The sequence below is a fragment of the Ruegeria sp. HKCCA5491 genome (assembly GCF_013034565.1).
Lineage (GTDB): Bacteria > Pseudomonadota > Alphaproteobacteria > Rhodobacterales > Rhodobacteraceae > Ruegeria.
This window is the reverse complement of the sequence record NZ_WQGG01000014.1, coordinates 103,788-123,843: the sequence shown is the minus strand read 5'-3', so window position 1 is coordinate 123,843 and position 20,056 is coordinate 103,788. Positions and strand designations below refer to the sequence as shown.

Annotated in this window: 17 protein-coding genes; 9 read left to right on the top strand and 8 right to left on the bottom strand. The window is 57.5% G+C overall.

Translation table 11 applies throughout. The features are described from left to right. The first annotated feature begins 31 nt into the window (after nucleotides 1–31). From GOV88_RS17875 to GOV88_RS17860, 4 genes are all read left to right on the top strand, one after another. Complete coding sequence (locus GOV88_RS17875) at nucleotides 32–643, top strand: PepSY domain-containing protein (RefSeq protein WP_171241270.1); 612 nt, start codon at nucleotides 32–34, stop codon at nucleotides 641–643. Between the two features lie 38 nt (nucleotides 644–681). Next, nucleotides 682–1,341 (top strand): response regulator transcription factor, encoded by a 660-nt coding sequence (locus GOV88_RS17870; RefSeq protein ID WP_171123494.1) that lies wholly within the window; start codon nucleotides 682–684, stop codon nucleotides 1,339–1,341. Continuing rightward, complete coding sequence (locus tag GOV88_RS17865) at nucleotides 1,338–2,690, top strand: HAMP domain-containing sensor histidine kinase (RefSeq protein ID WP_171241269.1); 1,353 nt, start codon at nucleotides 1,338–1,340, stop codon at nucleotides 2,688–2,690. The genes GOV88_RS17870 and GOV88_RS17865 overlap by 4 nt, the downstream gene beginning before the upstream one ends. Before the next feature lie 399 nt (nucleotides 2,691–3,089). Next, on the top strand, nucleotides 3,090–4,868 hold the full coding sequence (locus GOV88_RS17860; RefSeq protein WP_171241268.1) for a Tad domain-containing protein: 1,779 nt from the start codon (nucleotides 3,090–3,092) through the stop codon (nucleotides 4,866–4,868). Between the two features lie 18 nt (nucleotides 4,869–4,886). Here the strand turns inward: GOV88_RS17860 and GOV88_RS17855 are convergent, their stop codons facing one another. Genes GOV88_RS17855 through GOV88_RS17835 form a run of 5 tightly spaced genes read right to left on the bottom strand, consistent with a single transcriptional unit; the run spans nucleotide 4,887 to nucleotide 10,638 of the window. Further along, a complete protein-coding gene (locus GOV88_RS17855) occupies nucleotides 4,887–5,897 on the bottom strand; it encodes an Ldh family oxidoreductase (protein WP_171123487.1) in 1,011 nt (336 codons plus the stop codon). A gap of 10 nt (nucleotides 5,898–5,907) precedes the next feature. Continuing rightward, complete coding sequence (locus GOV88_RS17850; RefSeq protein WP_171241267.1) at nucleotides 5,908–6,537, bottom strand: DUF3726 domain-containing protein; 630 nt, start codon at nucleotides 6,535–6,537, stop codon at nucleotides 5,908–5,910. Next, nucleotides 6,534–8,219 carry a hypothetical protein gene (locus tag GOV88_RS17845; protein WP_171241266.1) on the bottom strand — a complete coding sequence of 562 codons (1,686 nt, stop codon included), beginning with the start codon at nucleotides 8,217–8,219 and terminating at the stop codon, nucleotides 6,534–6,536. Before GOV88_RS17845 ends, GOV88_RS17850 begins: the two co-directional genes overlap by 4 nt. Then, on the bottom strand, nucleotides 8,216–9,193 hold the full coding sequence (locus GOV88_RS17840) for a membrane dipeptidase (protein ID WP_171241265.1): 978 nt from the start codon (nucleotides 9,191–9,193) through the stop codon (nucleotides 8,216–8,218). The genes GOV88_RS17845 and GOV88_RS17840 overlap by 4 nt, the downstream gene beginning before the upstream one ends. Continuing rightward, entirely contained in the window at nucleotides 9,193–10,638 is a 1,446-nt protein-coding gene (locus GOV88_RS17835; protein WP_171241264.1) for an aldehyde dehydrogenase family protein, read from the bottom strand. Before GOV88_RS17835 ends, GOV88_RS17840 begins: the two co-directional genes overlap by 1 nt. A gap of 101 nt (nucleotides 10,639–10,739) precedes the next feature. On the opposite strand from GOV88_RS17835, the gene GOV88_RS17830 reads away from it, so the two are divergent. Then, nucleotides 10,740–11,609, top strand: coding sequence for a LysR family transcriptional regulator (locus GOV88_RS17830; protein WP_171123478.1), 870 nt, complete (start codon nucleotides 10,740–10,742; stop codon nucleotides 11,607–11,609). Here the strand turns inward: GOV88_RS17830 and GOV88_RS17825 are convergent. Continuing rightward, a complete protein-coding gene (locus GOV88_RS17825) occupies nucleotides 11,606–12,331 on the bottom strand; it encodes a glutathione S-transferase family protein (protein ID WP_171241263.1) in 726 nt (241 codons plus the stop codon). The genes GOV88_RS17830 and GOV88_RS17825 overlap by 4 nt on opposite strands. A 470-nt stretch (nucleotides 12,332–12,801) precedes the next feature. Here GOV88_RS17825 and GOV88_RS17820 point away from each other — a divergent pair, with 470 nt between their 5' ends. From GOV88_RS17820 to GOV88_RS17805, 4 genes are all read left to right on the top strand, one after another. Then, complete coding sequence (locus tag GOV88_RS17820) at nucleotides 12,802–13,752, top strand: glycine betaine ABC transporter substrate-binding protein (RefSeq protein WP_171123474.1); 951 nt, start codon at nucleotides 12,802–12,804, stop codon at nucleotides 13,750–13,752. A gap of 84 nt (nucleotides 13,753–13,836) precedes the next feature. Continuing rightward, nucleotides 13,837–14,874, top strand: coding sequence for a glycine betaine/L-proline ABC transporter ATP-binding protein (locus GOV88_RS17815; protein WP_171211946.1), 1,038 nt, complete (start codon nucleotides 13,837–13,839; stop codon nucleotides 14,872–14,874). Further along, entirely contained in the window at nucleotides 14,867–16,456 is a 1,590-nt protein-coding gene (locus GOV88_RS17810; RefSeq protein ID WP_171126152.1) for a proline/glycine betaine ABC transporter permease, read from the top strand. The genes GOV88_RS17815 and GOV88_RS17810 overlap by 8 nt, the downstream gene beginning before the upstream one ends. Before the next feature lie 50 nt (nucleotides 16,457–16,506). Beyond that, nucleotides 16,507–17,481 carry an arginase family protein gene (locus tag GOV88_RS17805; protein WP_171241262.1) on the top strand — a complete coding sequence of 325 codons (975 nt, stop codon included), beginning with the start codon at nucleotides 16,507–16,509 and terminating at the stop codon, nucleotides 17,479–17,481. Here GOV88_RS17805 and GOV88_RS17800 read toward each other — a convergent pair. Further along, nucleotides 17,478–18,446, bottom strand: a complete 969-nt coding sequence (locus GOV88_RS17800; RefSeq protein WP_171241261.1) for an agmatinase — start codon at nucleotides 18,444–18,446, stop codon at nucleotides 17,478–17,480. The two genes, GOV88_RS17805 and GOV88_RS17800, sit on opposite strands and share 4 nt — an antisense overlap. 60 nt (nucleotides 18,447–18,506) lie before the next feature. Next, entirely contained in the window at nucleotides 18,507–20,024 is a 1,518-nt protein-coding gene (locus GOV88_RS17795; protein ID WP_171241260.1) for a trimethylamine methyltransferase family protein, read from the bottom strand. Nucleotides 20,025–20,056 lie beyond the last annotated feature (32 nt).

Below are 20,056 nucleotides of genomic sequence, written 5' to 3'. Positions count from 1 at the left end.
ACGCTCTCGAGCGCGATTTTGAGTGACGTCGATGATGAAGCATATTGCGATAGTGGTCTGTGCTTCTCTTCTCCTTGTAGGAGAGGGGGATGCTGCGCCACGCGAACTTAAGCATTCTGAACTGCGTAAAGTCACTAGATCAGGTGGTGCAATTCGTCTGAAAAACGTAATCAAAGGTGTCGAGAAAATAATCGGCGGAACCCCGGTTGATGCTCGGGCATTTCAAGCCGACGGGGTCTATTACCGTATTTTGGTCAAAAAGCCGAATGGTAGCATTATCAGTGTGATAGTGGACGCAAAGACCGGGGTAGTGGTGCCGAACAAGTCCCGCGTGGGCCAACAAATAAAAGAAGCGGCGCGATCCAATCTTGGTAACTCGGCAACCGCGAAAGCCCAGGCCAACCTGAATGGATTTTCAGGAAATCGCGGTGTTGGCAACCGTGGTGGAAACGGAAATAGCGGCGGGAATAGTGGCAACAGCGGTGGTGGCGGAAACGGAAACAGTGGCGGTGGCAAGAGCGGTGGCAACGGTGGTGGAAACAGCGGTGGCAACGGTGGTGGAAACAGCGGTGGCAACGGTGGTGGTAACGGTGGCGGCGGCAATGGTGGCGGAAACGGAAACAGTGGTGGCGGAAGAAGATAATTGATGAACAATTGCGACTATACCTGTAACTTTTTCGCATGAGAGTATTACTGGCAGAAGATGAGCCGCACCTGTGCGCTCAGATAAAGAAGCTCCTGAATGCTGAAGGGCGCGTGGTTGATATAGCCCGCACCGGAATGGAAGCCCTTCACTTGGGGTCAACTGAACCTTACGACGTCATCATCCTGGACGTTGGCCTTCCAGAGCGGGACGGTATTTCGGTTCTGCGCGAATGGCGCGACGAAGGCGTTAAGACCCCCGTTTTGATCCTGACCGCCCGAGACGGCTGGAGTGATCGCGTTGATGGTTTGGACGCCGGCGCGGATGACTATATGGTCAAACCGTTCCACATGCCGGAATTGGCCGCGCGAATACGTGCAATTCTGCGTCGCCAAAGTGGGCAACTTAATCCCCTGATCGAAATGGGTGATGTGGTTCTGGATCCAAAGAACGGTCGCGTGACCGTCAAAGGGGTCCCTGTTGAATTGACCGCTCAGGAAATTGCGGTCCTTGGCTATCTTTGTCACAACCGTGGTCGCCTGATTTCCAGAATGGAGCTCTCGGAACATATCTATGAATATGACGGGGATCGGGATTCAAACACGATTGCCGTTTTCATTACGCGCTTGCGCAAAAAGCTGGGTTCCGACCTGATCAAAACGGTCCGGGGCCGAGGTTACATGATCGACAGCGAATGATGTTTTCACTTCGTGAGCGGGCATTGTTGGGGGGGGTTCTATCCGGTGCCGTGTCCGTCGGAGTGAGCACTCTGGCCGTGTTTTCCTATATCAACGCAAGAGTGTCGGACCAGTTTGATACCGCTCTTCGCGACCGCCATACTCAACTTGTGGTTGGTCTGAGCGTGACGACTGAAAATCCCGATGCCCTGCGCGGTTTGATGTTTGATCCGGCCTATGGTGCGCCCTATTCAGGGCGCTACTGGCAAGTGACAGGAAGCGACGGTGAAATCTATACCTCGTCTTCTTTGTTTGACGAAACATTGGCCGAACCCGAGGCCGCGTCAGAGGAACCAGCCCTGTGGAATACGGCAGGTCCGGACGGTGAGGCTGTTCGGAGTATTTATCAGGAAATCTCATACGAAGACGGAACAGTCTGGGGGGTCAGCGTCGCTGAAAGCCGCGCGCAACTTTTTGAAGAAAGGCGCGCAGCACAGCGCAGCCTGTTGCCAGCCTTTGCGCTGCTTGGGCTGATTGGCGTTGCGGGTTCACTGCTGCTGGTGTCGGTCATTATGGGTCCTTTGCAAAAGCTAAGGAACGACGTGGCCCATCGTTGGGACACCGATGAAGGATTGAAGCCGGAAGACTATCCCGAGGAAGTGTCGCCGCTTGTTGAGGAACTCAAACAGTTGTCGCGCCGAAATCGCGATATTGTCGCGGGTTCCAGAAGACAGTCTGCGGATCTTGCCCATGCTTTGAAAACACCCACGGCCATTTTGCGCAACGAATTGATTAACATTTCCGAAAGTGGGTCCGAAACGGAAATTGCCGAAGAGGCCTTGGATAGAATTGACGCGCAACTCAGCCGCTCACTGGCAAGAATGCGGGCCATGAACACGGCGGAACTGAGTCATTTGCAGACGGACCTGTCGAACTCGATCGACCGGCTTGCGCGTTTGTTTTCGTCTATGGCGGAAAGAGAAGGCAAAACATTCGAGGTTACCCGCCCTTCGGGGCTGTGGGTGCGTATGGACCCGCAGGATATTGAAGAGGTTTTGGGCAATCTCATGGATAACGCCCTGAAGTGGTGCCAGTCCACGGTTCGTGTGTCGGCGAAATCAAAATCTAAGACCATCGAAATCTGCATAGAAGACGACGGACCGGGAATAACCGAAGAAGATCGGCGCGAAGCTTTGCGATCCGGGGGGCGGTTGGATACTTCGGTCACAGGCAGCGGCTTGGGACTGGCGATCGCGGTCGATTTGCTTAATGCTTATGGCGCGAAGCTGGACTTGGGAAGATCCAAGAAGCTTGGAGGGTTGGAGTGCCGCGTGATCGTTTATTCCGGAAGCGGAAAGGCCGTGTTCTGAATGAATTTCCATTTCGATAAATAGCCTGGAATTACAGTAACAAGATAAAATCTATTGCACTTGGCTGGCAACGAATTTGTTCAGGAAAGCCAGTGGGTTTTACTCTGATTGGCTGACATCTATTTATCGTCAATAATGATTAGTCCGGCTAAAATGTGCTGGAAACAGAAATGTCTTGATGCTGCATTTCGAATGACGAGAGAAATTGAATTTCTCAGATATTTTCACGATTACAGAGCGAGTTTTGCAATTCAGTGTGTTCATTTAGGGTAAAAAATCCGTTCATCTTTGATTAATTAGCGGTTAATTTCGGGTAGCCTAAATGCCAATTGGGCGACTTCTTGACGGCAAATTCATCCCGCATCTTGTCAAAAATATCTTGATGTAGTGGAGAGCGAAATGTCGTCAGGACGTGTCTGGGGGTCTTCGAAATCGCAACGTTTTTTGTTGCCTAAGGAACAAGCAAAATCTTTTGCGACCCAAGAAGATGGTGGGTTAACTATTTTTGCGGTGTTCCTGTTTCTCGCCATCTTTGCTTTGACGGGCATTGCAGTGGACGTCATGAATTATGAGCGCGACCGCGCCAATCTTCAGTGGACGCTTGATAATGCCGTGCTTTCGGCCGCCAGCCTTGAGCAAAAGCTGGACCCGGCGGAAGTTGTGCAAGCCCATTTGGACGTGCGCGGGTTGGGAGAGTACCAAAACAGCATCAATGTTCAGGATGACTATCTGGATCGTACTGTTACCGCCAGTTTGTCGAAAAGGTTCTCTACGAACTTCATGCAATTCAGCGGTGTGGAATCGCTGCCGATGAACGTATCATCTGCGGCTAATGAAGCTGCCCCGCATACCGAAATTTCGCTGGTTATCGACATTTCGGGCAGTATGGGAAGCAACAACCGCATGGAGTTGATGCAGGCAGCGGCCAAGGCTTTCATCACAAAAAGCCTGAGCAGGAACGAGGACCCAAGCACTGGTCAAAAATCTGATAAACAAACTTCGATCAATGTGGTTCCGTTCGCAGGTCAAACCAACCCGGGCGCCACAATGTTTGAATACTTGGGTGGCGAGCGTTTTGGGACAACGACCGAAGAAGACCACTTCCAGGAATGGGAGCAGGACGTGTCGAACGTCGTCTTCTGGTTCGACACAGATAGTCCGAGTGATGGTGTTGCGGATTTTTCAGCGAAAATTGAAGGGTATCCGGGTAATGATGTTGAACTTTTCAACAAAGATGACGTGGATACCTACCATCACTACGTGAAGGACTTCATCATCACCAAAACTGCGGCCCTGCCGGAAACTGCTACGATGCTCGGGGCATCCATCAAAGGCGGTAGGCAGACTACGGAGTACTTCAGCCTTGATCATACGGTTACGACTGAAGGGTCTACCAAATTCAATCAGGTGGACTTGGAATATCAATTCGACGAGTTCTACTCCTACGTTTCGACCATTCCAAACAATGTGTCGTCCTGTCTTGAGATGGAATACTCGGACTTCATGACCTCTGAGCTTCCGTCGGCGTCGAATGTTCAGGTGCCTTATTTCGTGAACTGGGACTATGATGAGACCACTCAGAACTGGGGTTGGTGCCCGGATGATGAGATGAGCATCAAGTACGCCCAGAACGATGAGCTTCTGCTGAACAACTTCATCGACAATCTGCGCCTGTTTGACGGTACCGGAACCAACTACAGCCTGAAATACGCGCTGGCATTGCTGGACCCGTCGTCACGTGACGCCTTCGCGCATCTCAGCGCAGCAGGTGAAATTCCGGCAGAGTTCGCGAACCGCCCGCTGAACTGGGATCATGAGGACACCTCGAAATACATCGTGATCATGACGGACGGCCGCACAAGCCCGCAGGTTCGCCCCACCGACCAGATGGAAGAGGAAAACGGTCTGACGGAACTGATATCCCGCCCGTCGGAAGACACGACCATTACGTCTTCGCAGACGACGAACCTGCAACTGTTCAAGCAGCAGTGCGAATTGGCCAAAGCGAATAACGTGATTATCTATGCCGTTGCTTTCGAAACGTCCGATCAAGCAGCCGCCGAAATCAAAGCGTGCGCCTCATCGCCGTCCCATTACTACGAAGTAACGGGTGATGAGATCATCGACTCGTTCGTATCCATCGCAGGTTCGATCCAGAAACTGAGGCTCATCCAGTGAGGTCAAAGTAAAGGTCGGTCACTGGAGGATTGCTTCTATCTTGCCCAGCGTGGTGACGTTGACAGCTACTCCGGTTTCCTGCGCAGCAATGCGTTTGGCGCACCTCCCGTCCCCGGGCAGGTGCGCCCCGTCTTGTGAACGAATATCCGAGACAAGCTCGGCGATACTTGATGCAAATGCGCCGTCGGACGTGGCCGACGGGTCGACGGCAATAAAGAATTGCCCGGTTTTGGGCGGCCCTCCGGCCGTTCCGGAAAAGGGTGACGCGTTCAGGCCCAAGGTCGCCCCTGTCAAAGCGGCCGCCATAATTTCGGTAAGCAACGCGACGCCCACACCCTTGTAGCCCCCCGAAGGCGCCATGGAGCCCTTGAGGCCGACATTCGGGTCGGTCGTGGGGTTGCCGTCAGCGTCCAGCGCCCAGCCAACGGGAATGGGCTTTCCTTCACGGGCATGTTTCATGACTTCGCTTTTGGCGATGGTGCTGGCGCTCTGGTCGATCAAAAGGGCAGGTTGACCGTCCGTGCCGGGAGCGGCGATCGAGAAAGGATTGGTTCCAACCACGGGCTTGGAGCCGCCCGACGGCGCGATGGATGCCGGTGCATTGGTAAAGCCCAATCCGACCAAACCGGCTTGAGCCAGGCGATAGGTATGATACCCAAGGACACCGCAGTTATAGCTGTTGCGGATGGCAAGCGCCGCGATGCCCTGTTCGCGCGCGGCAGGGATCAGCGCATCAAACCCGGCGTCAATTGCCGGATGCGCAAATCCTGTGGCAGCGTCCACCGCCACGACGCCGGGTCGGGGCCGCGACAGAACCGGTTCGGCCTTTCCATCGACCTTGCCGCACTGAACATGCTCGCAATAGATCGGGATGTAGGCGAGGCCGTGGCTGGCGACGCCGTCTGCCTCGGTTGCGGCTGTGGCAATGGCCAGAGGGCGCGCATTGGCCTCGCTGGTACCGGCTGCAACAAGTGCGCGAAAGGCGAGGTCTTCGATTTCGGTCAGGGTCAGGGTGCGAGTTTCAACCATTTCAACCTCTTCAATCGTTGTCGGACAGGCCCGCTCCGGCACCGCGTAGGCGGGATTCCTCGGTCGCGGGGGCATAGGTGCGATGGGCAAAGCCCGTCAGAGCGGACCAAGCCGCAGGATCAGGTGTTGCGCGTGAGTGCTGCCGTTGGGTCGGGGGCGCAACCTGTTCTAACCGCATAGTAACGGATTGGGCTTGATCCGGCATCGGCCCGGTCAGGTGCAGGGCAATCCCATCAGTTTGTGCCTCCGCGCCGTCGATCGTGATCGCGACGCTTTTGTTCAATATGCGTGCCACGTTGGATACGAACGGCAGCAATAGGGTCGGCGTCGTAACATTGGTCAACGTGACCGGTGCGGCCTCTAATACCAACGCGCTGTCTGAAAGCGCGCTCCCTGCAGCAAGCGGACACAGTACGTCCGTTCCGGCCCAGCCTTCGCCAGAAATACAGGGCACGTGCATTTCGGGCGAGCGCGACAGATCTTGCTGCAGCAAAGATGCAAGCGCCGCCACGCCGTCCAACCCTTGTGCGCAAAGCCAGCGGGTCGCCTTTCCCGCCTCTTCCGCATGCCCCCAAGTGTAACCAGCGCCACGGGCGGCACGTTTGGAGGTCGCCTCAATCTCGTTTAGCGAAAAACTCATGCTGCAGGCTCCGGGTAGACCCAAGTATCCGCCGTGTCATCAGACAATTCTTCGGGATAGGGCGCGCCCGCATACATGCAGATCCGAACCCAGCGATCGGAACGCGGATCGAAATGCGTCGCGCCAAAGAACGAAAGCTTGGCACGCAACATGTCTATGGGCATGACATCGGCGCTGATCGTATTGTCGCGGATTTCTCCGTAGGGGGCGACACGCCCGATCTGTACGCGCCGGATGGTGTGCCGATGTTCCGGGTGCTGCAACAGGAATTCGCGGATCGGGGTCTCGCCGTCCCAGTCAGCAAGCTCCTTATACGCCGTTGCAGCGTCCCGCGCGGGGGCCAAGGGTTGCTCGTATTCGGCGATGGGTTCCTCAAACCGTTCACCCAATCTGGGTTCCAGCTTTTCCTCGGACACATACCAGGCGCGGGCGCAATTCGGCTCGGCCGCCCAATCCAGTTCAAGCGCCCAGTCAAAGTTGCTCAGGATCAGTTCGCGGACCTCGGACACCGGCATCGCACCGTCGATGATTTGCGCATTCAGGTTGCTGTCGGCCATGCAACTTGCCAACCCGTCCACCAGATCGCCATAGGGCTCCAGCATCAGCGACGCGAGAAGTTCCTGACCTTCCTCGCTGAGCGCGTCCTCAGCCCATGTGATTAGCCGGTCCCACGGGGCGTCCTGCGTCAGGACATCCCCGTCCAGATGTTTCGAGATTGCCTGAATGTCTGAGGTCAACGCCGCCAGTTTCCTGATTTGGACAGGATGCTCGGATCGCCACCACGACATCGACAATGTGCTGCGGTCAAAAATGTTCTGGAACTGCGCAATTTCCGCGTCAGAGGCGCTGGGCAAGGACCGCACGCGCGAGATCGCCTCTTCGCGCACCATGATCCAGTTGTTGAACAGGATCGGATGGTTAACGATAAACGGCGCCATACCCAGCCCTGTCGAATTGCCAATGCCCAGCCAGCGGGCGATGTCGGGGTCCAGATCGGCTGTATTCTTGCCGCCTTTGACACGGGCCATGTGCTGAACCAGATCGCGGACAAATGTGCGAGTCAGATAGACCGATAGCATTTCGGTCTGGAACGGGGCGTTAAATTCCGGGCGGCCAGCGGTTTTTTCCCGGTCCGCCGCGCCGAATTTGCCAGAGCCGTACACGGCCGTCGTGCGCATCAGGTAGCCGACGTCGTAAATTTGATCGAGGTCCGGTTGCTGACCACCGGCCAGCCTGTCGACGACATGTGCCCATAGGCGCACAGAACGGTTTGCGCGCGACAGTGACAGCTCGTGCTCACTGACGCGGCCAGCCTCCTGCAAAGGAACATTCTGGGAAAGGCGTTCAATATCCTGCGCGGTCGGAACGCCGTCGAACAGAGTGAAAGTGGCATCCCAAGCTTCGGCAATCACCCGGTCAGAGCGTTTTTCGGGGGGCAGGTCATGTGCGAAGGCGACCAGCGAATAGGCATGGTCCGGGCCTTGTGCGGTATAGACGGCGTGGCCGACCCCGTTTGCGTCGATGTCAAAAGCAGGTCGGGTAAAGGTCCATTCTTCGCGCGCCATGCGTCGCGTCAACTGCCGCATAAAGCTGAGGCGGCATTGGTGCAGCGACCCCAGCCGCGACAGGCGCATGACCTGAGCGGGGTCTCTGCGGGCAATATGCTGGCCGGATTCGTTCATTTCCCCTGCGGTCCGAAATTTTCATTGAAGAAGCGGTACCAATTACCGCCCATAATACCCGAAACCTCATCTTCGTTCATACCAACCGCGCGCAGCCCTGCCTCGATATTTCCGAAATCGCGGTTGTCCTTAAACCAGCCGGGCATCGGCGGAAAACCGGGGGCCGAGGCCGAGCCTTCGCCATAGTCGATCTCTTTGGTCCAACGCCCCACACGCATCCATTCGACCACGCTGTCCGGCTGGTCCTGACACAGATCGGTGCCAATCCCCAGATGCTGAACGCCGAATTTGTCGGCAGTGCGGGCGATCATCTCGCAAAAGCTCTCTACTGTGCAGGCAGACTTGTCTTTCAGGTGATGAGGGTAGACCGAAAAGCCCAGCATCCCACCGTTTTCCGTCACGGCCCGGATCACCGCATCGCGCTTGTTGCGCAGCGCGGGGGCCCAGTCATGTGGGTTGGCATGCGTAATGGCGATCGGACGATCCGAAATCTCAGCGGCCTCGATGGTCGAACGGTCTGCGGAATGGCTCATGTCGACCACAAGGCCCACGCGGTTCATTTCTTTGATCACCTGCTTGCCCATGCGGGTGATGCCGGTGTCTTCTGCCTCGTAACACCCGGTCGCCAGAAGGGACTGGTTGTTATAGGTTAGCTGCATGAAACGGGCGCCCAGATCGTGCAGGATTTCGACCAGACCGATATCGTCTTCGATGGGCGAGGGGTTTTGAAAGCCGAAGAATACCGCCGTCCGCCCGGTTTCACGCGCCCGGTCAATATCGCTGGCCCAGCGGCCTTTCATGATCAGGCCCGGGTATTGTTCGAACCAGCGGTTCCACTTTTCAAAGTTTAGAACCGTTTCGCGGAAGTTTTCATGATAGGCGATGGTGACGTGGATCGCGTCCACACCGCCTTCGCGCATTTGCCGGAATATTTTTTCCGACCAGTTGGCGTATTGCAGCCCGTCGATGCGCATCAGGCCGGCGTCCCGGCGCTGATGTATGCGGTTTTGACTGTGGTGTAGAATTCCGCTGCCGCCTTGCCCTGTTCGCGCGGGCCGTAAGAGCTGTCTCCGCGCCCGCCGAAGGGCACGTGATAGTCGGTTCCGGCGGTGGGCAGGTTCACGGTGACAACCCCGGTGCGCGCGTTGCGGCGGAAATGGGTAGCGCGGGCAAGGCTTTGGGTGACGATGCCCGAGGTCAGGCCGAAATTGGTGTCATTAACGACGCTCAGCCCCTCATCATAGCTGCCGACCTTGATGACGCTAGTCAGCGGCGCGAACATTTCTTCGCGGTTGATGCGCATGTCGTTGGTGGAGTTCAGAAACACACCCGGCGACATGTAGAACCCGTTATGAGGCATCTCCAGCCGCGCGCCGCCACAGGCAAGTTCTGCGCCTTCGGATTTGCCAAGCTCGACATAGGCGAGGTTTTCCTGCAACTGCTGTTCGCTGACGACCGGCCCCATCTGGGTGCTATCCTCCAACGCGTGGCCGACCTTCATGGCCTGCGCCCCGTCGATCAGCTTTTCGACGAACGCATCGTGGACCCGTGCGTGAACGACCAGACGCGACGAGGCCGTGCATTTCTGCCCGGCGCCGCCGAATGCGCCACCTAGCGCCAGTGTCACCGCCAAATCCAGATCGGCATCGTCCATCACGGCCAGCGCGTTCTTGGACCCCATCTCCATTTGTACCTTGGTCAGATTCTGAATGGCAGCGGCGGCAATGCCCTTGCCCACAGGCACCGATCCGGTGAAAGAGATCGCGTTCACCTTGGGGCTTTCCACAAATCGTTGACCGATGCTGCGCCCTGACCCCATCACAAGGCTGAACAGACCCTTGGGGATGTCCTGCCGTTCAATGATTTCGGTCAGCGCTACGGCTGAGGCCGGGGTGATGTTCGCAGGCTTCCAAACCACTGCGTTGCCATAGCACAGCGCCGGTGCGATCTTCCACGAAGCAGTCGCGGTGGGGAAGTTCCACGGGCTGATAATGGCGACAACGCCCACGGGTTCACGCCGCACGTCAATCTCAACGCCGGGGCGGACAGAGTCGGCGTTCTCACCGATTTGGCGCAGGCATTCAGCGGCGTAATAGCTAAAGAACTGACCGGCGCGATAAACCTCGCCCTTGCCTTCGGCCAGTGGCTTGCCCTCTTCGCGCGACAGTAGCGTGCCCAGTTCCTCAGCCCGGGACATGAGTTCGGTGCCAATGGTGTTCAGAACCGCTTGCTTGCGCTCGGGAAGGTAGGCAGCCCACTCAACCTGCGCGGCACGCGCCTGGTCCAGCGTGGCGTCCAACTGATCTGCACTGGCCTGCGCGAAAGTGCCAACCAGATCGCTCAAGTCCGATGGGTTGCGGTTCTCGATTTCGGATTCACCTGCCAGCCATTCGCCGGCAATCAGGTTCAATTTGGTCACAATGCGCCCCAGAGTCGTATTTTGGTCGCGCTTAGAGTGCGGGGGCCTTGAGGTATCAGTCAAATTCAAATAAATTGATTAAAGTTCAGAAAAACTGAAGTATGCCTATCAAGATTGAGACATTGCGGTGCTTTTGCACCGTGGCGCAAACCGGCAACCTGATGGAGGCCGCCGATCGGCTGGGTAGAACCCAGTCCGCCGTTTCAATGACGCTGAAGCAGTTTGAAGATCATCTTGGTAAGAAGCTCTTCGAAGGTGAGCGCAAAAACCGCCTGTCCCCGCTGGGTAAGCAGGTGTTTGACTTGAGCCTGAAGCAACTGCGTCAGTTCGATCAGGCGGTTCTGGATATCGAAGCCGCTGTGAACGCTGAACACGGATTGTTGCGGATCGTATCCGTGCCATCGGTGGCGGCAATCGTATTTCCCAAAGTTTTGCAGCACATGACGCAGAATTTTCCGGGCGTGAAGGTCGAACTGCGGGATACGGATACCGCGCAAGTGCTGGACGCGTTGACCGAAGGAAAGGCTGATATAGGCATTGCTTCGGGGCACCATGCGTTGAACGGTGTGACGGCTCTGCCGCTGTTTGAAGACAGGTTTGGCCTTGTCTGCGCCGTGGACCACCCCTTGATGACACAAACTAGCCCGCTGGTGATTGACGATATCCTATCGGTGCCGTTCATTCGGAATGCGCTGTGTGACTTGATCCAGTCGCCGCGTTTTCATGAGGCGATCGGACAGGCCGACATCACCATTCACAACACACATTCCTTGATCACTATGGTCCGGACAGGGAATTGGGTGACGGTTCTGCCGCAGACCGTCGCCGATTACATTCCTGAAGCAACGGCGTTCCGTCCGATCAAAGACCTGCCGGAACAACGGCAGGTCTATTTGTATGTAAGCGAACGGTCCCGCTTTCCTGATCTGACCAATGCGACAACCGAATTTATTCTGTCGCACGGCTCCTAGTCCGAGCCTGACTTTACATCTCCGGCAAAACGCGCTGCGTTTTCATTTGCAAAGGCCGATGCGTCCGCCGCCGCGTCCCAGAACTGAGGATTTGCCTTGGGTATTGTCAGCGCCTTTTGAACAGCGGGGCGTGCGTCCATGCGTTCGAACCAGGCATTCAGATACGGCAAGCCATCGACCTCGACCCGGGCCCAGACATAGGCGCGCGCCCACGGGTAAAGCATCATATCAGCGATTGTGTACTCATCCGCGGCGATCCAGTCGCGCCCTTCCAGCCGGGTGTTCATGACTTCAAGCAACCTGCGGCTTTCGTCGACATAGCGGCGGATCGAAAACGGCTCTTCGTGGCCGTTCGGGGCCGCGATATGCTGGAAATACATGGCCTGACCCATCATCGGACCAATATGGCCCACCTGAAAGAAGACCCATTGCATAACCTCGGACCGTTTGACCGGATCGGTTGGCAGGAACTTTCCGTACTTTTCGGCTAAATGCCACAAGATTGCGCCGCTTTCAAAGATCGCACGCCCCTCTGACCGATCAAAGATCGTAGGGATCTTGCCGTTGGGATTCAGCGCCAGATAGTCCGGGGCCTTTTGTTCCTGTTTTGAGAATTTGATATGCGTCAGGTCGTAGGGAACGCCCGCTTCTTCCAAGAAGATGACGGGCTTGTATCCGTTCATCGTTCCAGCGGTGTAAAGATGAATATCAGGCTGCGACATCGTCTACCTCTGCGAATAACTGGGCCAAATGGGCTTCAAACCATAACTAATCTGTCTCGATCTTCGGAATTTTCAACGTGTTTACCGCCCACTTGGTCGGGCTGGCACTCAGTTTCCAGTGGCGAATTCATTCGGTTGTGAGCTATTTGAATATTGAGTTTGCGCGTGCTTTTTTCGATGGCCTGTATCGGCGCAGCGAAGCTTTGCCCGAGGCTTACACAGAATCCGAAGTTGTCAAATCGCAATAAACCGAAACAAATATATGATAATTTCGCATACGCTGTTTTGGTTTACGTAACGCTTGATGGGCGGCGCGCAAGCGTGCTTGAGTTTTCCTACCATTCCGGCACCTCAAGCCGTTGGTCAAAAAAACCGGAAAGCTACTGCTTTTTGATACTGTTTGCAAAGTGCGACACCGACCCAGATCGGACAAAAAACAGCACCGTGAACGCCCAACATGGAGAAACCTGATGAAAAAACTAGCCACGCTATTGGGAAGCGCGACAGTTGTCGCAGCCGGTCCTGCCATTGCTGCGGACATCGTGATCGGTGTGCCGAACTGGGCATCGGTGAATGCCACCGCGCATATCCTAGAAGTCGTTATCGAGGAAAACCTAGGCCTTGATGTGGAATTGCAGAACGGAACCAACCCAATTGTATTTGAGGCTATGGACAGCGGGTCGATGCACGTGCACCCCGAGGTCTGGATGCCGAACCAGCAAAACCTGCATGACACATACGTCAAGGATAACGGCACAGTCGTTATGAACGAAAACCCTGTGCAAGCCGAACAGGGTATGTGCGTTCCGACCTATATCGCCGAACAGCACGACATCAAATCTATTGATGATCTGAGCGACCCCGACAAGATAGCGATTTTTGACACGGACGGTAACGGCACGCCAGAAGTTTGGATCGGCGCGCCGGGCTGGGCCTCGACCGTGGTTGAGAAAATTCGGGCCAAGTCTTACGGTTATGACCAGGTTTTCGACCTGACCGAGTATGAAGAGACAATTGCCTATGCCAACCTCGCCAACGCGACCAAGGCAGGCGATCCGTGGATCGGGTTCTGCTATAGCCCCCACTACATCTTTGTGACGCAGGACCTGACAGTTCTGGAAGAGCCCGCGCATGATCCGGCCACATGGACCATCGTTCAGCCGACCGATGATCCGGATTGGCTGGCCAAGTCTGAGGCATCTTCGGCATGGAATGGCGCGACACTCCATCTGCATTACGCCAAGGAGCTGGAGGAAAGCTATCCCGAAGTGGCGGCCCTGTTCCGCAACTACCAGATGGAGGGCGACGACCTAAGCGCGATGGGTAAGGCGCTGGCTGTCGACAATGTCGAAGCGGCTGACTTCGCCCGGCAGTGGGTGGCGGATAACGAAGACACAGTCATCGGTTGGCTCACCAACTAACATCCAAAATCGGGGGGCCGTCGCGACAGTTCGCGGCGGCCCTTTTCTTATATGCCGGGGCAAAGCCCTGCACATGAGGGGCAAATGGACGAACCTGTCGTAAAACTGGAAAATGTCTGGAAGATCTTTGGCGCACGGGCAGAAGAGGCCATGGCCGCCGTTCGCAGCGAAGGCATTGGAAAACCTGAAGTTCTGGAGCGTTTCAACTGCGTTGTCGGCGTGCAGGGCGCAACCTTCGAAGTGCCGCGCGGCGAGATTTTCTGTATCATGGGCCTGTCGGGGTCTGGCAAGTCGACGCTGGTGCGTCACGTCAATCGCCTGATTGAGCCGACCGCAGGTAAGATCGAAATTTTGGGGCGGGATGTCTCAAAGATATCCGAGTCTGAATTGCGCCGCATCCGGGCGCAGCAGATCGGGATGGTCTTTCAGCACATGGCGCTGATGCCGCACCGTTCGGTGCGCGACAACGTGGCGTATCCTCTGGAAATCCGCAAAGTGCCGAAATCCAAGCGATGGGCGGTGTCTGACCATGCTCTCAGCCTCGTCAACCTGACCGGTTACGAAGATCGCCTGCCCAAAGAGCTTTCTGGCGGGATGCAGCAGCGCGTCGGTATTGCCCGGGCATTGGCCTCGGACCCGGAAATCCTGTTGATGGACGAGCCGTTCTCGGCGCTTGACCCATTGATCCGGTTGCAGTTGCAGGATCAGTTCAAGGCGCTGGTGGCGCAGCTCAAGAAGACGACCTTGTTCATCACGCACGACTTGGACGAGGCGATCCGGATCGGACATCGCATCGCAATCATGAAAGACGGTGTGATCGTTCAGATCGGCACTCCCGAAGATATCGTCATGAACCCTGCAGACGATTACGTGCGCGAATTTGTGCAGGGCATCTCGAAACTCAAACTCGTCAAAGCGCACTCGATCATGGAGCCGATGGGCAGCTATTCCGGGTCACTCGACGGCGCGCCGCGCGCGGATGAGGGCGCGGATCTGGACCAGTTGATCGACCTAGCGGTGAATACCGAGATGCCAGTGGTCATAACGGATGCAGGTAATGACGTGGGGATCGTGACCAAGCCGCGCCTGCTGCGTGGTATTCAAGGGGGCAAAAATGACTGACGCAACCACCGAGCTGAAAGTTACAGCCGCCTCTGATATCGAAGTCGACCGCGAGGCGCTGGACCGTTCGATCAAGGAATTCGTCGGACCGAATGGCGACTATTACGTCAATGCGTTTCACAAGATCCATGATGCAACAAGCCCTGTACCCAATACCTTCAACTTGTGGGCCGCCGTGCTGGGGCCATTCTGGTCGGCCTCGCGCGCGATCTGGGGGATGTTCTGGACCTTCCTGATCCTTGAGATCATCGCGTGGGTTCAGATTGGCCGGGGTGCCTGGGGCAATCCTGGCGCTGATTTTGCGGAACGGGCCGCGCGCCAACAGGAACGGGCGGCCGAGTTGATGGCACGTGCAGCGGATGCCACTGAAAAGGCCGATATCGACCGCTTTACCAAGCTGGCCGAGAACATCCAAAAAGCAGCGGACACCAGCCTAGAAAGGGCGGCTGCCGCGCAATCCGAAGCGGCAGGGATTCTGATCACGGGTCTGTTGATGTTGCTGGTTTTCAAACTGGTGCAGGGGTTCTACGCAGATCGCGTCTACGAAAAGCAATATTCGAAATGGCGGATTGATCCGGGCAGCACGGAAAGCGGACAGTCCAGAAGGAACACCGTGCTGGGCGCGGTTCTCATCGCCGCGATCGGCCCGTTGATCGTGTACAAATTCACGGTCAACGCATCGCTGCCCTTGCTGGATGCATTCCCGGAACAAGAGGTTTCCGCGATCTTTCTTGGCGAAGGCAACGGAACACTGTTTTCTGCCCTCGCCAGTTGGATGGAAGCCAAGATTGATGCTGCTGCAGCGGCGGGTGGAGACGTTTTTGACGGGATCGTGGCTGGCGTCCGCTCGGTTTTGGATGCGTTGACGATTGCGTTGATCGGGTCGCCTTGGCCCGTTGTCATGCTGGTCATTTGTGTCACCGCATGGCGTGCAGCAGGCCCTCGGGTTGCGATCTTCACCGCCGCGTCGCTGGCCTATATCGCGCTTCTTGGGTACTGGGACGTCGCGATGGAGACAGTGGCCTTGGTCGGCGCTGCCGTGATCCTGTGCGTGATCTTCGGCATCCCGCTGGGCATCTGGTTCGGGAAGTCCCAGCGCGCCTATCGTGCGGCAGAACCGGTGCTGGATTTGATGCAGACGCTGCCCGCCTTCGTCTACCTGATCCCGATCATCGCCTTCTTTGGCACCGGCAACCCGCCGGGCATTCTGGCCACGATCATTTTCGGAATGCCACCTGTGATCCGCCTGACGGCCTTGGGGATGCGCGGCGTGCCGGAAAGCATCAAAGAGGCTGCGGTCGCCTTTGGCGCTTCGAAATGGCAGTTGCTGAAGGATGTCGAAATTCCATTGGCGCTGCCTTCGATCATGACTGGGGTGAACCAGACCATTCTGATGTGCCTGTCGATGGTGGTGATCATCTCGCTGATCGGCGGCGGCGGTCTGGGCAAGGAAATCCTTGAGGCGCTGCAATACGCGGCCAAGGGTCCGGGTCTGCTGGGCGGCTTCGCCATCCTGTTCTGCGCCATGGTCATCGACCGGATCGTGCAGGGGGCTTTCCGGCGAGAAGACGAGAAAATCTGAACATATGCGCCCCCGCCAGCCCGGGGGCGTTTTTCTTGAAGGGGGTGCAGATGACCGACCGCTATGAACAGTCGATGATGGATAACCTGTATTGGTGGGGCGTGCCGACCCTGTTCCGCTGTCCCAATACCGGCCCCGAGGGGCAGGATATCGCCTTGGTCGGCGTGCCCCATTCCACCGGCAACGGCACGACCGAGCGGGATCAGCACCTTGGCCCCCGCGCGCTGCGCCATGTCTCGGCCGTGCAGCGACGGGTGCATTCGGTGTTCGAAATCGACCCTTGGGCCCGCGCCAAGATTGCCGATGTAGGCGACGTGCCCTTTCCGCGCGCTAATGACAACGAGGACTGTATCGAACGCATCACGGGTTTTTACAAGGACATCGACGCAGCGGGGGCGCGGCCTGTGTCGGTGGGCGGAGATCACTCGATCACCGGCGGCATAGTGCAGGCGCTGGGGCGTGGTCAACTGGCTAAAGGTGAGCCGATCAGCTTCCTGCATCTGGATGCGCATACGGATGTGTTCACCAAGGTCGATCACTTTCTGGGGGCCAAGAAATCCGCCGCCCATTGGGGCGCCTATCTGGCCGATCAGGGGCAAGTTGATCCAACGCGGTCCATGCAGATCGGCCTGCGGGGTCATCCGCGCAGTCTGGACTGGCTGCAACCGTCCTATGACTATGGCTACAACATCGTCACCATGCGCGAGTTCCGACAGCGCGGGCTTGCGGATGTAGTGGCGCAGACGCGTGAAGTTTTAGGCGATCGCCCAGTCTATATCACCTTTGATCTGGATTGCCTTGACCCCTCTGTCGCGCCTGCGGTGTCTAATCTGGAGCCCAGCGAGAAGGGGTTTGATATTGACGAAGCCGTGGGTATTTTGCGGGCCGCGCGCGGGCTGAATATTGTGGGCGGAGACGTGGTTTGCATGATGCCCACCAAGGACAGCCCGAACAATATCACCGCCCTGACCGCAGCGGCGGTGATGTTCGAGATGATCTCGATGATCGCCGAAAACGTCAGTTAGCGGCGGGCGTCCACGGCTTGCGCCAGAACGCAGAGCAGTTCGAACATCAATGATATTCCCAGCCACGCGGTGCCGCCCGAAGCGTCGAAGGGTGGAGAAACTTCAACCAAATCGGCCCCTACGAGGTTGATCCCAGACATTTCCCGAATAACCTGCTGGGCCTGAAAGCTGTTTGGGCCGCCGATCTCGGGCGTTCCGGTGCCGGGGGCAAAGGTGGGGTCGACGAAGTCGATGTCATAGGTGCAATAGGTCGGCGCATCACCCACAATACCGCGCACTTCGGCCATGACATCGCCGATGCCGCGGTCGAACAGTTCTTCGATTCGGATGATACGGATGCCCTGGGCCTCGCCCCACTCGATATCCTCGGTGTTATAGGCGGTGCCGCGAATGCCCACCTGAACAAAGCGTTTGGGATCGACTAAGCCCTCTTCGACGGCCCGGCGGAACGGGGTGCCATGGGTGAACTTATGCCCGCCAAAATAGCTGTCAAAAAGGTCAGTATGGCTGTCGAACTGGATCAACCCCAGCGGGCCGGATTTGGCCAGCGCGCGCAGAACGGGCAGGGTGGTTAGGTGATCCCCTCCGGCGGTCAGGGGGGTGATGCCGCGAGCGGTTAGGTCGGTGTAGAACGATGCCACGCGGTCCAGCGTATCTTCGATATCTACCGGGTTCGGGGCCACGTCGCCCAGATCGGCGCAGTTCATCATCGCAAAGGGCGCAACCCCGGTCACGGGGTTCATCGCGCGGATCATGGTCGAGTAATCCCGCAACTGGCGCGGCCCGTGGCGCGCACCGGGGCGGTTTGTGGTGCCGCCGTCCCATGGAATGCCGACCAGCCCGATATCAACCTCGGCGATCCGCGCGTGATCCAGCGTCATGCCGGGCAGGCGCATGAAGGTGGGTACGCCCGCAAAGCGCGCCAGTTCCATGGCTGAGACGGGCTGAAAGAAGGGGTCGGTCATCGGGGCCTCATTCGTCGCAAGTCCCGCCGACCCTAGCCGCCGAGGATGGGTTGGGGAAGGTTAATCAAGGATATGAAACCGGGCGCGGATTTCCGCATCTTGTTCAGGCGTAAAATATTGGGGATTGTGTGTGTCGAGGATTTCTTGCGCGCGGGCGCGGGCGGTGGTCCATGCGTCGCTTGCGCCTTCATCCGCCCAGGTGCGCGGCTCGGTCCGGTCGGCGAGTTCGGGGTAGTAATAATCGCGCTCCATCGCGTCATAGGTATGCGCGCTGCCCAGAAAATGCCCGTCGCCCAGAACCGACTGGCAGATCGCTTCGAACCCGAGGTTTTCCTCGGTCACTTCGATCCCGCGCAGAGCGCGATAGGTGTGGGCATGCATTTCATTGTCCAGCACGAAGCCCTCGAAACTGGCCCCCAGCAGCGATGCGGTCATGCCCGAGCTTTCATAGATCAGGTTCCCGCCCGCCAGCGCCGCCGCCAAAGAGGTGATGCCTTTCTCCGCCCCGTATTGCGCATCAATCGCCTTGGCATCGGTCATTGAGGCCGCCACACCTGACGGCAGCCCCAACCAATTGGAAATCTGCGCCGAGGCCGCGTTCAGAATCGCCGTCTCGCCACTGCCGCCCGCAAAAGACCCGGTGCGCAGGTCCACGATGAAGGGCCAGTTGGAAAACACCATCGGAAAGCCCGGTTTGATCGTGTTGACCATGACAAGGCTGGCCAGTGTTTCGGCCAGCGATTGCGCCAGAAACCCGGCCAGCGTGGCCGGGGCCGTCGCACCGGCTTGTGCCGCAGTGATGCAGGACATGGGGATGTTATGGGTGACGCATTCATAGACCACGTCCACCGCATCCTCGCCATAGCGCAGGGGCGAGATGACCGGGCTGATATGCGCCTTCAGGAACGGGCGCGCGGCGAACGCGCCGGGGCCTCCGGCGACGATATCCAGCATCTTGACGATGGGCGCGACATGTTCCGCCAGCGTAAAGGACGTGGCAATTGGTTTGGTGGTGTTGCGGATCAGCGCATAAACGGTGTTGACGTCCAGATCGAAATTGTCGGGCACGTCGGTCGCCACGCAGCACCGGGTGAACCAGCTGACATTGGGCAGCGTGTCCTGTAGCCGGGTGAAATCATGCAGATCGGTCAGGGTTGAGGGGCGATATAGCCCCGTGTCGATATCCAGCGTCTGAACCGCCGCGCCGCCGGTGCCGAAATACACCCGGTCTCCGCCCACCTCGATCGAACGCGAGGGATCGCGGCCGTGAAAGGTGAATTGTTTGCGGGCGGATTGAATGGCCTGTTCGACCATGGCGCGCGGGAACAGCAATCGGTCGTCAGGTCCGGGTCTCGCCCCTGCTGCGCGCAGGTCGCGGGCCAGCCGATCGGGTACCTCTCCCATCCCGAGGGTTTCCAGCAGGCGCAGGGCGGAATCGTAAATCTGCGTGATCTCAAGGTCGGTCAGCGGCTTAAAGGCGCCACCGATCTGACCGGGCGGGCAGGGATCAATCACAGGGGCCGCCGCGCGCTTCGCGTGCCGGGCGCGTCTACCGCTTCGTTTGCTGCCCGTGCTCATCCGGTTCCTTTCTTGCCCTGTTACCTGAACCC